The sequence below is a fragment of the Schlesneria paludicola DSM 18645 genome, assembly GCF_000255655.1.
Classification (GTDB): Bacteria; Planctomycetota; Planctomycetia; order Planctomycetales; family Planctomycetaceae; genus Schlesneria; species Schlesneria paludicola.
On record NZ_JH636435.1, the window covers coordinates 1,272,919 to 1,287,613 of the forward strand.

Genomic DNA, 14,695 nt, shown 5'->3' on the forward strand with positions numbered 1-14,695 from the left:
GGTGCCCGCGATCTATGCATCATCGACGAGCGGCGTTGTGCAGCAAGGAGGGACATCCCGATGCGGATCACCGGGATTGAGATCGAACGATTCGGCGTCTGGCAAAACTACCGGCAACCACTGAACCGGGAGGGGTTGACGGTCTTTTACGGCCCGAACGAAGCCGGCAAGACGACCCTGCTCAGGTTTATCCGTGGCGTCCTGTACGGTTTCCCGCCCGACGATCAACTGCTTCCTAATAAGAAGAAGTCACGTCGAGAATCACAGTCGGGCCTTCTGCGCGTCGAACATCGCGGCCGCGAGTTCGAGATTCGACGCTCTGGCTACGGCGAAGATCCGGGCGTCCTTTCCGTCAACGGCGTGCCCTCGGGCGAGTCGACGACGACTTTCATGGAAGAACTACTCGCCTCCACTGACGAAAAACTCTTCGAGTCCGTCTTCGCCGTCGGACTGCCCGAACTTCAACAGTTTGCCACGCTGACTGCCGATCAAGTCGGTAACCATCTCTACGGCATGACTCTTGGTCCCCAGGGCCGCGTCTTGATGGAACTGCCCAACCGCGCGAATGGTGAACTGCACCACCTGCTTTCAAACAGCGGGCACGCGCTGATTCCCGCGTTGATGAAGCGACATGAAGAGCTGCTGCGTCAATCCGCGAGCGTCACCCGACAGCGCGACCGCTACCGTGATCTGCTGCGGAAGAAAACGGAACTCGATGATCGGATCATCAAGCAACGTGCACGCCAGGGAGAACTGCAATCCAACCTCCGCGGCTTCAGCCATCTCGAGAAAGTCCACCCTCCCTGGGCGCGCTGCCGCGAATTCCGACGTGAACTGAATACGCTGCCCGACTTCAGTGATTTCCCTTCGGACGGCGTGGCGCGCATCGAACGGCTTGAACGCGACATCGACTCGGCCACACAAGCCCGCGAGGTGCTGCTGTCGGAAATCTCGCACATTAACCACCGATTGGCGTCGATTCGAATCGATCCCGAGATTCGCCGATTCTCGGGCGCCGTGCAGATCGTCGTCGAACAACGGGCGCTCACGAAGGATATCGAGCCGCGTGTTTACGAACTCGATCGCCAAGCCAATGCCGTGCAGCACGAATTGAACGACCACCTGGTCGCGCTGGGGCCGCAGTGGTCGCTGTCACGACTGGACTCTGTGCAGGACTCACCCGAATCGCATGCACGATTCGTACAGGCGGCGCGGTCGTACCAAGCGGTGCATACCAAGACACGACGGATGCAACGCCGCTATCGCAAAGCGAACATCAAGATTCGCGACACCGAACTGTCATTGCGAACCGAGCTGCAGTCTCAAGGTGTTCCCGTCGAATCACTGAATGAATCGATCAAGATCGCCCAAGAACGGCTTGGCCAATTGGTCGAACTGGGACGCTGGCACTCACGCGCATCACAGCTCGAACAACAAACTATCGGAATTGACGAACAACTCGAACGACTCAACGATCGGAATGGAATTCCAGACTGGATCTTCGGAATTCTCGCTTGGTTCACCATCGCCGGATTTGGACTGTGCATCGCGGGGATCTATGCCGCCGTTTACACCGGATGGCTGGTCGGTTTGATCTTCATCCTGCTCTCGGTCTTTGCCGGCGGAACGGCTTGGGCGTTTCGAAACCACTTCGAACGCAACCTGCAGGAGCAGGTGGCACGCCTACGTGAACAACGACGAAATTTCGAATCCGACCGCTGGACGATCCTTTCACAAGTCCAGGCGTACATCGATCAGACCGGGATGCGTGAATGGTGGGGCCAAAACTTGACCGCCGATGATCTCGCCAGTGGCGACTTGCTCGCCGAATCCGCGAGAAGGACGGCCAATCTGGAACGCGTGCAGCGAGAATTTGTGGATGTGCTGCAGATACGCCGACGCTTGAGTGCCTATCGAGGCCAGCTTCAACTGCAACAGCGGGAGCTTGGAAACGCACGCAAAAACTGGTGCCAGATGCTCGCGCACCTCGGCTTTGACGAAACCGTCGATGTCGAAACGGCATTTGCACACTGGAAGCGCGTCATCGCGGCGCGCGACCGACGGCGAAAGCACCTGGCGCTGCTTGAACAGTCGCGCGACGTCCGCCTCTCCTTCGATCGGTTCCGCAACCAGGTCGAGAGCCTCGGACATCGAATGCACCGACCAAAACTCAACTATCAAACTCCCTCGGAAGTCGTTGACCTGTGGGAACAGGAATTGCGTACCGCGCGCGAACTGCTGAACGAACGCAAACAGCTTCGCAAACAGTCTGTACTGCACCGCCGCGAAGCCGCAGAATGGATGCGGAAAATGGATGGACTGCGCAAAGAACACCTGCACTTGCTGACTCTCGCCGGCGTCTCGCAGCGGTCGCAACTGGATCATCGTCTTGAGCTGATGGAACGTCGTAACCAGGTCGAATCGCTACTCGAATTGACCACCCGCGAACTGGAACAAATCGTCAGTTCACAGCCGGACATCTCGTTCGTCGAAGACGACCTGCTGCGTTACAACCCGAAAGACGCTGCCGGACTTGTGAAGCAATTCAATCGTGAACACGAAGAACTCGAACATCTGCTCCAGCAAACATTCGAACAACTCGGCACGATCAAGCAGGAACTGAAGCAACTTGAGAACGATCGCCGTGGCACACGCGTCAGGCGCGAGCTCGCCAACGTTGAACACGACTTGAAGACGGCGTGGCACACCTGGTTCTCTGCATCGCTCGCGGAAGATGCCATCCAGGATGTCGCGGCCCAGTTCGAACAGGCAAACCAACCCGAAATGCTCGCCGCCGCCATTCCATTCTTGCAAAAACTCACGCTCGGCAAGTATCACCACCTCTGGACGCCGCTCGGCCGGAAACAACTGTTCGTCGATGACAACAAGAACGATTCGCAGCCCGCCGAGCGCCTCAGCGGCGGAACGCGTGAGCAATTGTTTCTCTCGATCCGCCTGGCGATGGTCAAAGCGTTTGCCAAGAACAACGTCGATCTGCCAATGGTTCTAGACGACGTCACCGTGAACTTCGACGTCGATCGCTCGGACGCCGCCGTCGAAACACTGCTCGACTTCACCAGCGACGGCCAGCAACTACTCGTTTTCACAAGCCATTTGCACTACGCACAATTGTTCGAGAAACGCGGTGTGAAACCGATCTACCTGCCATCGCGACACCCCTCAACCGGCGCCGTGGAAGAACGCCGCGCAGGTTAAGAAGATTGTCGATTCAACTTGAACAAGAGGGAACCCTCTTTCCGCGTTCAAAAAAAACTCGCGCAAGACGGAGTCGAAAATTTACTCGTTACCAAGCTCCTGCTTGGTGACGCCTCTTTGCGATCTCATTCGATGACGCGCTGGAAAGTGGCGGGGGCTCCTCGCACACTCTCTCGATGACGAGGAAAAGTGAGGAGAACAAATCGGCTGAAGTCGACATAGCGTCGGCTCGCCAACGACTCGATGAAGCCCGCTCTACCGTCCAACATCAAAGCCATCACCGCGGTGACATGAGCCTATGTTGCATCCACAACGGCATCGCGGAAACGAAACAAGGCGGGATCGCTCCCGCCTTGTTTCGTGATTTGCATGTCCGACAATTTCGATAACACCGAGCGCAGATTCACAGGGGAATGTTTGAATCAACCCGTGACTCAGCTTTTGCCCAGCTCACGTCGAATCAGACGCCCAACTTGCGTCGACGAGCCTTGCGAGCCTTCGAGCTGGCAGGACGGGTACCGTGGTTGGCCTTGTTCACTTTGCGGGTATTCTTCGCCATAACTTAAAACCTCTCTTAAATTTAAGAGCGACAGTCATTGTCGCATCAATTCTCGCGATCGATTGAGCCGGGAAATAGTGAAGGTCCCGGGCCCCGTAGAATAGCAGTCGGTCGTGGCGATGCAAAGCGTAAGCCAGCATTTCACAAAGTTTTTGCGGTAACGCTCGAATCGAGACTCAAGTCACCACGAACGGCGTGATCCGCCGACCAAGCCGCAGATCAGCTCAGCCACCACCATGCGAACAGGCACAGTACCGGAAACAGTACAAAGACAATCAGAAATCCGATCAGATTCGATTTCCAATTATCAGGCCACCGAGCCATCACGTGCCCTTCATCTCAGCTTGATTCCACCCCGGCGGGGTCACAGGAACTTGGGAGAGAAGTCCTGGGACAGAGTGGCTGTGCCACTAGAACCGCACGCCGGCGCGAATCATGATACCGTCACCGAGATTAAAATCAGGCTGCGACCGCAAATACTGAACTTCGCGACCGAAGACGTAACCGACTTCGACGTATTTGTCATACCACACATGGTCACTTCGCAACCCCAGCGCAACACGCCAGTCACTCATTTGAACCTGCTCGCGGCCACTCACACCTGGCACCCCGATTTGATACGACTCGACATGATATTCGCCAGTCGCATAAAGCCAGTGCGCCGCATTCCCAAAATTGCCCAGGAAATAGCTTGCACGTGACTTGGGAAACAGCAAACGTAACTCAAGTCGATCCGTTGGATTCCAGACCACCCCGGCATTGGGGATGATGATGTTGTCGACGCGATCCCAGTATTGAACCCCCAAAACCAGCATCAACTGACGTGACACTTGATAAAAGGCCGTGATATTACCGTCCAAGTTAAACGCTTCCCGACCAATGCTTTCCTGGAAGTCAGAGTTGATCGACGGATTAAAATCGGCCTGCAGACTCCACGCTCCGAATTGGGGGGACGACAGCATAAAGTCCCAACCCGCACGGTAGACCGAACCAGGCAGGCTCGGAGTATTGGGGCCATCCCACAGGCGGACACCGCCCTGAGCCGTGTTGGTAAAGACCCAATCGGGCCCCAACATCGAAACATGCCGCAGCGCCCCGTCATACTCTTGGACAGACAAATGGCCACTGCCGGGCGACTTGGCCGTCGACGGCAGAATGACAGTCATGTCAAAAAACGGCGTGAAGCCCAGACGCTGTGGCTGGGGCCCGTTGATCCCCGAAACAATGGGGGAAGGATTCTCGTTGAGATACGGCATGACAGGGTCCACACCGGTTTGGAATGGATCATATCCACCCGGCGCGTTCATTGGCGGCGTCTGGTAAGTGCCGGGTGTCTGCCCGCGAATGATCCGTGTATCCGCCGTCGACGCCGCCAACCAACGCGGCCGTTCGACCAACGGAACGACGGGAATGTCAGATTCATTTTGAAAAACGGCAGAAACAGCCAGACGCGGCTCTGGGCGAACCTCGTCGCTTTCTGGCAGGCCGCTGATCATCAGCGCGAACACGCTCAGAAGTACATTAGACACCGGAGTTGCCTCATTACCGATAGGAAAAAGCCGCGAACGCGACTGCGAGATCGAGGCGTCTTTTTTCAGAAAAGGAAGATCGCGTCAACACCAACTCCGGCAAAAAGTGCCACTAAGACGTTAGCGACATACCCTCTCGCAGCACGACAATCGCAGAATTCGAAGCAATCACGAAATTTTTATCCAATTCTGGCGCAAATTTTTCACTTCCATTTCCTCAAGGCCCTCATTCGCCCCCATTCCCAAGCTCCCGCCTTTGAAATAACGCCGTTTGTGGTTTGGATTTCCTCGGTACCAAGCTCCCCAGCCTGATGAAGTAGGGGGGACTGGCACCGGCCAGATTAAAAACCGACATGACATCTTGAGCGCCAAAGTGCCTGCCCCCCTCACTTCAACAGGCTGTCCCGCTTGGTAACGCCTCGCCGGATCCATTGCGCGCCGAGAAATCTCAAGTCACCTTGCTGGTCAGCAGAATCAACGCACGAATTCCCAATGCGGGGGTTCAGGAACGACCGAAGCAGGAACACGGATACCGAAGTCCTACGCACCAATCGCCACAATCCACGTGTACGCGAACAATGATTGCGGATAGTCCGATTCCAATTTTTGTGGATATCAGAAGAATGCACGCATCATCAGATCCCTGATGGTCACCCGAACTCGGCGAGATGTTCAAAAAGACTGGAAGCAGAGAGGACCGATGTGAAGAGTTGCGGCTCCATTGCCAGAACAACATGCGTGCTTCTTTTGGTGTTCAGTTCCGAATCGCGATGGAGCGTCTCTGCGGACGACGCCTCATCACTTCGACGCGGCCTGTCGATGATCAATCGCGGCGACCTGAAGCGACACGTCTCGACGTTGGCCAGCGACGCACTTGAAGGCCGTGAAGCCGGCTCACGCGGTGGCCACGCAGCACTGGCGTACTTACGATCCGAACTCAAAGCAATTCGCGGACAATCTAAGCTACCGATCGAGCAAGTTCAGGAATTCGGACGTGAATACCACAACCTCTTAGTGCTTCTTCCAGGGTCCGACGAGCGTCTAAAACGCGAGGTCATCGTCATCGGCGCGCACTATGATCACGTCGGGTATGGCAATGCGACCAACAGCCAGGGGCCGATCGGTCAAATCCACAATGGCGCCGATGACAATGCGAGCGGCACCTCGGCCCTGCTGCAACTGATTAAGGCGTTCTCATCACTCGATACGACTCCCGCGCGATCAATTTTGTTTGCATTCTGGGATGGCGAAGAGGCAGGTTTGCTGGGATCGAAACACTGGGTCGCACACCCGACGGTCCCACTTCAGGACGTCCGATTCGCCTTCAACATTGACATGCTGGGACGTCTGCGCGAAGGAAAAATCGTCACTGCAGGCTGGAGATCCGCCCCGGGACTACGCGCCTTGCTGGCATCACACAATGTCACCAACGAGCTATTTCTCGCTTACCAGCCACGCGTGATTGCCGACAGCGATCACTATCCGTTCTACAGCGCGGGAATTCCGATTGTTCACCTTGATACAGATAAGCACCACGATTACCACCGCCCCAGCGACGACCCTGAAAAGATCAATCTGGAAGGACTGCAGCACCTCACCGAGTTTGTGTATCGCGTCGTACTCGACGCCGCCAGTCGACCCGAATTTCCGAAGTTCCGTACCGAGGCCCCGGGCGAGTCGCCACCCAAATGGATGACGCCGGTCGCGTTGGTCAATCCACCGGTGCGATTGGGCGTCAACTGGAACACCCAACAGGCGAAACAGGACATCGTCGAGATTTCTCAGATCAGCCCTGATTCTGCTGCGGCGCAGGCGGGTTTACGAATTGGCGATCGAGTCATCAGGCTGGGCCCCTGGAAACGCGGAACCTTCGAACAATTCAAAACCGCGATTCAAGTGGTTCGCAACCCGGTGGCCATCGTCGTCGAGCGACCAGGCGTGCGTGAACCGATCGAATTGACGGCAACGCTGTCGGGTTCGCCCGTGCGCCTGGGTGCGGGCTGGATCGACGATCCGGCATTGCCTGGCTGCGTGGTGGTCACACACGTGGTTTCCGACTCCCCGGCAGACCGAGCGGGAGTCGCGTCGGGCGACGTGATCATGGAACTCGGCGGGCAACCACTCGCATCATCGGAAGAACTACGTGGCCGGGTCCTTAACGAGCCTGGTCCCTATGCCATCCGCGTCGAACGGAATGGTCGAATCCGTGAGGTCACAATCGATCCACTGGATTACACGATCGCAGACGGTCCATCACTGGAACCCAAGTGATCCACGTCGCAGCCAATCGAGCCTGTCACTGGGCGTCAGGCTCGTCGCGCTCCAACCGCTTCCCAAAACTCAGCACCGCATCCTCAACAAATCCCAGACTGCGGTAGAAGTCGATCACCTGCGTGTTTGAGGTACGAACCTGCAAATTGATCTTGGGACAGCCCAAAACACGCAAACGTCGCTCTGCCTCGTCCATCAGGACGCGTCCCAAGCCTTGCCGCTGCACATCTGGCGAAACCGCGAGATAGTAAATCCATCCGCGATGACCGTCGTACCCAATCATCGCGGCGGCAATCACCTTCTCCTCATCCACACCGACCAAAAACTGATCGGGAGCAATCGCCAGCTTCCGCTGGATATCCTTATATGGATCGTTCCACGGCCGCAGTAACCCGCACCGCTGCCAAAGATCGACGACTTGAGATTCATCAGAATGCTGGTACGAGCGAATTTTCATATTCGAATGGCTTTTCAGGCATTCCAACCGCACGATTCGCGAACCTTCAGCATCGTCGCGAGGATCGTGTTCCAGGTCTTCGAATCTTCCAAAGTCGCGTTCGGGAACATGCATCCGTCCCAGCAAATATGGCGAATGCCACGATCCGCAGCGCCCTTCAGCCAGAAGGCCGCTGTCGCCACGATATCGAGCTTACCCTTGGGATCATCGGCCAGACAGTGACGACCGGTCTTGTCGTGCGAGCCCGTTCCATGAACCGTTCCGTCGTTCTGAGCAACGTGGAAATCGATCGTCCATGGACGTAGTGCATCGGTCATCTTCGTGTAGGCCGCCGTGAACTCAGCTGGAGAATACCCTTCCTTCAGCAAAGCATGTTCAGGCGCGTTGTATCCCATCAGATAGAGGAATGTATGAGCCTGATCGGCTTGGAATCCGACTGTTCCCGGCATGTCAGTCTGCTCGAGCAGATCCACCATATTTTTCCATGAGTGCATCCCGGCCCAGCAGATTTCGCCTTCTGCCGCCAATCTCTCGCCATGCGCGGCAGCAACAATCCCCGCTTCGCGGAAGGTCGAGGCGATCTTCTTGGTGCTGGCGACTGGGTTCTCGGTCCAGTGGGCTGGGCCTTCCGCGGCATCAATGCGGATCACGCCATACTTTCGTACGCCGTGCTTGTTGAAGATCCCCGCGATGCGGCAAGCCTTCTTCACGGCCAGCACAAACTTCGCACGTTGCTCAGGCGTTCCCATGGCGCTGTCGCCAACCGTTCCCGGCCAGACAGGTGCCACCAGCGATCCAACCGCCAATCCTTTGGACGCAATCTTATCTGCAACGCGTTTCACGTCATCATCGGTTAGATCGATGTTGATGTGGGGATCGAACAGAAACAGATCCACGCCGTCAAATTTCTGTCCGTTGACGCTGGCCTGCGTCGTCAATTCCAGCATGCGATCAAGCGAAATGAACGGCTCGGCACCAGGAGACCCTTTTCCGACAAGACCCGGCCACATGGCATTGTGAAGTTTCGGAGAGGTATTGCTCATCAGGGGTTCCTAGTGCTTCGATCTTAAGAGTGCCATCCATCCAAGTTGCGAAACCGGCAACCCGGTTCGCCCATCCGCCAGCGTCGCCTGAACCGATTGCTCGGTGACCGCACGCCATTACTTCTTCTTGTGGTCGCCCACATTCGGAGCGGCAGGCTGCGCGTTCGGTCCAAAGTAACGCAGCGAAACCAGCGGTTCCGAACCGATATTCTCGATGACGACGCCTTCTTCAGCCGCCTTGGCGGTGACGAAGACTTCGTCATCGGTCATTTGACCAAATCGAATCATCGCAGGCGTCTGCAACCGCAGGCCATTGATCTTGCCTTCGCCTTGAACGGTGATCCAGCCGTAGGCGCCACCGTCCGTGATCGTGACTTTGACACCAGGATTGACCGTCAATTCCTTCGCGGTAAACAGTTGCTCGCCGTTGACCTTGCCGTAAACGATCCAGCGATCGACGTAGCCTTCTTTTTCCGTTTCGGCGACTGGAATTGGTTCCAGGTAATTGTTGTCTTTGAAATTGGGATCAACGTTCTTTTCCCAATCCAAGGCGTCGACTAAGTGCTGCAAGTCATCGTGCTTCTCTTTCGGGAAGTCTTTGACGAGCAGCGAGCGTGGTACCGCGCGGCCTTCTACCATCGACTGGTACATGCCGAACACGTCACTACCCCATTGAGGTTCGTACGTGAGCAGGCTGCCTGGTGCGTGCAGGACGCACGGTGGAATCAACCAGCCGGTGCCGGGCTTCAGGCGATACGCCTTCGAGAGGTCGAGGATGCCGTTGTCGCCATCGTTCCAACGAGCCAAAGCGTCAATGACGTCTTGCTTCGTCGTGCCGGGTTCCAATCCCATAAATGTATAAGGGAAATTATTGCCGGTCGAATTGAGCTGCGGCGGGAAGTAGTACGATTCGGGCTTTCCTTCCTGCCCCACAAGCTTGGCCTGAGCTGTATTCTGGTGCATGTGGTGCGGGATCGGCCCCATATTATCGAAGAACTTCGAATAGACCGGCCAGCGCTTGTACTTACCCCAAATGTGCTCGCCGACCGCTTCCGAACCCAGTTCGGCAATCGCGTCTCGCAACGTGAATTTCTGCCCAGCGTGAACGCAGTACGACAGCCCTTCGTCCGCAGGTGCCCCCTCGTTCGTGGCGACAGTCGTCGATGAAAACCAGCGTTCATCGATCCCACCGCGGTGGGTTCCGAGCGCGTAGTAGTCTGCAGGATGAAGCTTCAACCGTCGGCCAGGCTGCAGGAACGATCGCGGAACCCACGTGGGGGCCAACCGAAACACTCCCTGACCTTCGGTCAAAGCAGCGGACGCCAGTCGCTTTACGTCGGCCATGATCTCGACAATCTCCTGCGAGCGACGTGGTCGCGAGCGTTGCGGGTTGAACATGAAACGGATCAAGAATCGCGATTTTTGAGGTTCGGGCCCGGAAAAGCAATCGACACGCGGGATCACTTCGTGGTGATTACGTTTTTCACAAGCTGTCGACAGCACATTGCGGCGGGGGTTTGCGATGCACCCGCCACTCGAAACCGTTCGAAAACGGTGACGGGCTCAACGTGTACAAAGAGCCAGAACTTCCTCAAAGTTTCATGTGGGAACCGCGGCAACCACGATTAATGAGCGGAACGCGCCGGGGGAGGCCCGAGTTGGATCAAGCCCTCCGATTTCGTTCCGGAATTGGAGGGACAATCGCCGCAGCCGGTTGAACAGCACGAATTCGTCGTCGGACTCATCATCAAGCGGTACCCGCGCCATCCCAGGACGCCAATCGCCCAGAGGACACAGGCCGCTACGATGATAATTTGGAGTTCGACGTTCACGATCAGTTCTTTTCCGACCATTTCCAATTGGTGACACCCGCCAAGTTACGGATGCATTCCGTCGGCCAGCCCCCCTTGGAAAGTGAGACGATCGTTTCGGCACACATCTTTTGTGTGTCAAAGTTCGATTCATCGTCCAGACCGGCCAGATGACCACTCAACAGAACATTTGTCATTTTCAGCAGTGGACTGGTCGCGGGCAATGGTTCAACTTCAAAAACGTCCAATCCCGCGGCACGCAAATGGCCAGAATTCAAAGCGGCAATCAGCGCTGGTTCATCAACCAACAGTCCACGAGCCGTATTGATCAGGACGGAACCGGGCTTCATCATTGCGAATGTTTTCGCATTCATGACGTGCGTCGTTTCCTTGCTGACCGGCAAGTGCAAGCTGACGTAGTCCGATTTCTTCAGCAGATCCTCGAACGACGCAATCTCGATGTTCCACTGTTCGCAGAATTCGCGTTGGGGATAAGGGTCGTAAGCGACGACCTTCATTCCTACGCCCACCGCCCGAGTCGCCACCGCCCGACCAATCCGTCCCAGACCAACGATCCCGAGTGTGCGCCCCATGATTCGCGGCGTCGACGCGCGCTTCCAAGTGGCGGCACGAACCAACTGGTCACGCAACGGAAACAATCGGCCAACACCAAACAGCAAAGCAAACGTGTGCTCGGCCACGGCGTGGTGGTTCACACCGGGCGTAGTCGCCACAATGACGCGATGCTTGTCACAGGCCGGCAGATCGACGGCATCATAACCAACTCCTGACCGTGCCAGCACTCGCAGCTTTGGGCACGCTTCAACCAGCGATGCGGGCCAGGGCTCGGAACCGGCAATGACGGCCACACAATCCTTGACCACCGGCAACAAATTGGCTGTCTGATAAATGTCCACATCACGCGGCGCCTGAACGACTTCGAACCCCGCCTTTTGCAGGATTTCGATGTGTGGTCCCTCTTCCGTGCTGAGCGCCGTACAAACAACCTTCGGCATGAACTCGCTCCTGAGACAGTTTGAAAGTGATTCAGAACGCTGATTCGTTGCAGGGCAGGACTGTGTGGCAGCCCGATTCTGGTCAGGCGTTGAGTTCCGCCAGCACCAGTGACCCCATTTCGGCCGTGCCCACACTCGACGCACCATTCGCGAGATCGGCCGTGCGGTGCCCCTTCGCCAGGACGCGATCCACGGCGCGTTCGATCGCCACCGCTTCCGCTTCCAGCTTCAGCGAATGACGCAGCAATAGGGCCGATGCCAAGATCGTCGCCAGCGGGTTGGCAATACCTTTTCCTGCGATGTCTGGCGCCGATCCGTGAATCGGCTCGTAAAGACCTGGGCCAGACGAGCCAATCGAAGCCGACGGCAACATCCCCATGGAACCCGGCAGCATCGATCCTTCGTCGGTCAGAATGTCACCGAACAAATTCTCGGTCACCACGACGTCAAACGCACGTGGTTTTGAAATCAAATGCATCGCCATCGCGTCCACCAGCACGTTTTCGTACTGCACATCAGGGAATTCGGCTTTCATGACGCGCTCAAACGTCTTCCGCCACAGGCGAGAGACTTCCAGCACGTTGGCCTTGTCGACCGATGTCACTTTCTTGCGACGTCCCCGTGCCGCTTCACCGGCCAGACGCACGATCCGCTCAATTTCGTGCGTGCTATACACCATTGTATTGAACGCCGATTCGCCGGACGCATGCGGCTCTTTGCCTGATGGGCCAAAGTAAATCCCACCGGTCAGCTCACGGAAGAACAGAATATCCGTCCCCGAAACGATCTCCGTTTTCAGCGGTGATGCACTCACCAGATACGGCGACACGAAAATCGGTCGCAGATTGGCAAACAGTCCCAATTCTTTGCGAATCTTCAACAAGCCGGCTTCGGGACGCGTCTTCGCATTCGGGTCATCCCATTTCGGACCACCAACCGCGCCCAACAATACTGCCTGAGACGACTTGCAAGCCGCCAGGGTTTCGTCGGGTAGGGGGTTGCCGCATTGATCAATGGCGCAGCCACCAATCATCGCCGTCGTGAACTTGAACGTATGTCCAAACTTCTTGCCGATCTCCAGCAACACGCGCTCTCCCTGAGCAACGACTTCTGGACCAATCCCATCACCCGGGAGGAGAACAATGTGAGCTTGCAACGCGGATCAACCTTTCGCAGAAATTCCACTGGAACCGAGCCAACCATTCGCCACACTTTACGGAACGCCGAACGTGGCGAAAAGTGTCGCGACGGAAACCGTGTCATCCGCGAATCGGACAGCACAACGGAGAGGGCCTTGCAAGCGAGGGCCGTGGCGGAGGCGGATTGACACGGGAATACGCGGCAAACCACAGCAGGACAGGCATGAATGCTGGCATCCTCGCACGAATCGAGCCAAGATATCTGACTTAAATTCCAGAAACAGGCCCCCGTCGAGAATCCGTTCGACGAAACCATTTTCCCTGAGCCAAATTACCGCTCAGCGAGAATCGAGATCGTCCTCAGCATCGACGGTCATCCCATCGAAATCAAACTTTCGGGTGTCAATGATGCGAAACTTGATGACAGTCGCGGTCGCAATCACGATTTTTTCGGTGTCAACGAAAATGAGCATTGCGCAAGATCTCGACCCGCGTTTAAAAGGCTATGACATTTCTGGACAGGTTCGCTTCCAAACCAGTGAACAAGCGGAGGGTCGACGCCGACAACTGGTCAAATCGATCTGGGTCGAAGGATTGCCTCGCACACGTCCTGAAAAAATCGAAACATTGCGAGTTTCGGATGAACTGGCCGCCGTAAATCAAAGCCTCATTTCCAAAGTCGATCGCTACACGATGAATGTCAGCGGGACTCAGTTCCACGCCATCGCATACGTCGCAAGCCCTGTCACCCCTCCCGCTTCCAAATCGAAGCTCGCCATTGTGCAGGCAGGACATATGCTGGAAGGAAAAGACCACTACCTCGATGCCGGTTTGAAGCAGACTATTGAACGGTTGCTTCAAAATGGATTCATCGTCGCAGTCCTTCAAATGCCGCTCGTCGGCTGGAACCAGGACGCGTCAGGGATCCTGCCCAATGGGCAGTCGTTTAACATTCGCCAACGAGGATCGGCCGGCCACGACGAGCTATTCGCCGAAGTGGAAAGCACGCTTCGCGGCCAAACGATGGCATTTTTTCTGGAACCGGTCGTGCAAGTCACGAATGAACTGCTCGCCACGCATCCTCAAAATATCGGCTTGCTGATGATCGGACTCTCGGGTGGAGGATGGACGACCCACATGTCCGCGGCACTCGATCCGCGAATTCAAATTTCCATTCCTGTGGCGGGCGCTTTGCCGCTTTATGCACGGCCGTTCAGTCGAGGCAGCAAGGGCGACAGCGAACAAGAATATGCGTTGATCTTTGCCGAAGACGATACGAACCAAGACGGAATATTGGATCGTGCCAGCGGCGTCTGCTCGTGGCTGGAAGTCTTTGCGCTCGGCGGGATCAGCCCGTCTGCAAAAGCTCCTCGCCAACAAATCCAGGTTCTCAATTTTGAAGACGCCTGTTGCTTCAACGGCCCCGTGTATCAGACATACGAGGCCCCCCTCGTCAAACTCGTCGCCTCAATCGGTCGAGGCACCTGGCAACTGTTCGTAGATCGAACCCACCAAGATCATCTGATTTCCGAACAGGTTCTCGATCAGGTTCTGATACCAGCGATCAGTCGCATGACCTTGCTTGATACGATCCAGGAATGAGTCGCCACTCAATCCGACCAGTGCGGTCCCCCGATTGTGAGGGGCCTCGTTC

Annotated in this window: 10 protein-coding genes; 3 read left to right on the forward strand and 7 right to left on the reverse strand. The window is 56.3% G+C overall.

Annotated features, from left to right (window positions below; genetic code table 11):
- The first annotated feature begins 60 nt into the window (after window positions 1-60).
- The gene (locus tag OSO_RS0122740; protein WP_010585403.1) at window positions 61-3,216 is read left to right on the forward strand and encodes an AAA family ATPase; all 3,156 of its coding nucleotides are present in this window, start codon (window positions 61-63) and stop codon (window positions 3,214-3,216) included.
- Window positions 3,217-3,676: 460 nt separating this feature from the next.
- Here OSO_RS0122740 and OSO_RS52685 read toward each other — a convergent pair whose 3' ends face one another.
- Entirely contained in the window at window positions 3,677-3,775 is a 99-nt protein-coding gene (locus OSO_RS52685; RefSeq protein ID WP_390511066.1) for a 50S ribosomal protein bL37, read from the reverse strand.
- A 410-nt stretch (window positions 3,776-4,185) separates the two neighbouring features.
- Entirely contained in the window at window positions 4,186-5,304 is a 1,119-nt protein-coding gene (locus OSO_RS0122755) for a hypothetical protein (RefSeq protein ID WP_010585404.1), read from the reverse strand.
- 738 nt (window positions 5,305-6,042) lie between these two features.
- Between OSO_RS0122755 and OSO_RS0122760 the strand changes: the two genes are divergently transcribed.
- A complete protein-coding gene (locus OSO_RS0122760) occupies window positions 6,043-7,575 on the forward strand; it encodes a M28 family peptidase (RefSeq protein ID WP_010585405.1) in 1,533 nt (510 codons plus the stop codon).
- Between the two features lie 25 nt (window positions 7,576-7,600).
- On the opposite strand, the gene OSO_RS0122765 is transcribed toward OSO_RS0122760, so the two are convergent.
- The 5 genes from OSO_RS0122765 to leuB all read right to left on the reverse strand — a co-directional run bounded on the left by OSO_RS0122765 (window position 7,601) and on the right by leuB (window position 13,058).
- Window positions 7,601-8,032 carry a GNAT family acetyltransferase gene (locus tag OSO_RS0122765; protein WP_010585406.1) on the reverse strand — a complete coding sequence of 144 codons (432 nt, stop codon included), beginning with the start codon at window positions 8,030-8,032 and terminating at the stop codon, window positions 7,601-7,603.
- Window positions 8,033-8,046: 14 nt separating this feature from the next.
- Window positions 8,047-9,075, reverse strand: coding sequence for a sugar phosphate isomerase/epimerase family protein (locus tag OSO_RS0122770; protein WP_010585407.1), 1,029 nt, complete (start codon window positions 9,073-9,075; stop codon window positions 8,047-8,049).
- Window positions 9,076-9,192: 117 nt separating this feature from the next.
- The gene (locus OSO_RS0122775; RefSeq protein ID WP_029247357.1) at window positions 9,193-10,419 is read right to left on the reverse strand and encodes a class I mannose-6-phosphate isomerase; all 1,227 of its coding nucleotides are present in this window, start codon (window positions 10,417-10,419) and stop codon (window positions 9,193-9,195) included.
- 490 nt (window positions 10,420-10,909) lie between these two features.
- Window positions 10,910-11,902 carry a phosphoglycerate dehydrogenase gene (locus OSO_RS0122785; RefSeq protein WP_010585410.1) on the reverse strand — a complete coding sequence of 331 codons (993 nt, stop codon included), beginning with the start codon at window positions 11,900-11,902 and terminating at the stop codon, window positions 10,910-10,912.
- Window positions 11,903-11,984: 82 nt separating this feature from the next.
- Window positions 11,985-13,058: a 3-isopropylmalate dehydrogenase gene (gene leuB, locus OSO_RS0122790; protein WP_010585411.1), complete on the reverse strand. Its 1,074-nt coding sequence runs from the start codon at window positions 13,056-13,058 to the stop codon at window positions 11,985-11,987.
- Window positions 13,059-13,506: 448 nt separating this feature from the next.
- Here leuB and OSO_RS0122800 point away from each other — a divergent pair, with 448 nt between their 5' ends.
- Window positions 13,507-14,643 carry a hypothetical protein gene (locus OSO_RS0122800; protein WP_010585412.1) on the forward strand — a complete coding sequence of 379 codons (1,137 nt, stop codon included), beginning with the start codon at window positions 13,507-13,509 and terminating at the stop codon, window positions 14,641-14,643.
- The last annotated feature ends 52 nt before the right edge of the window (window positions 14,644-14,695 follow it).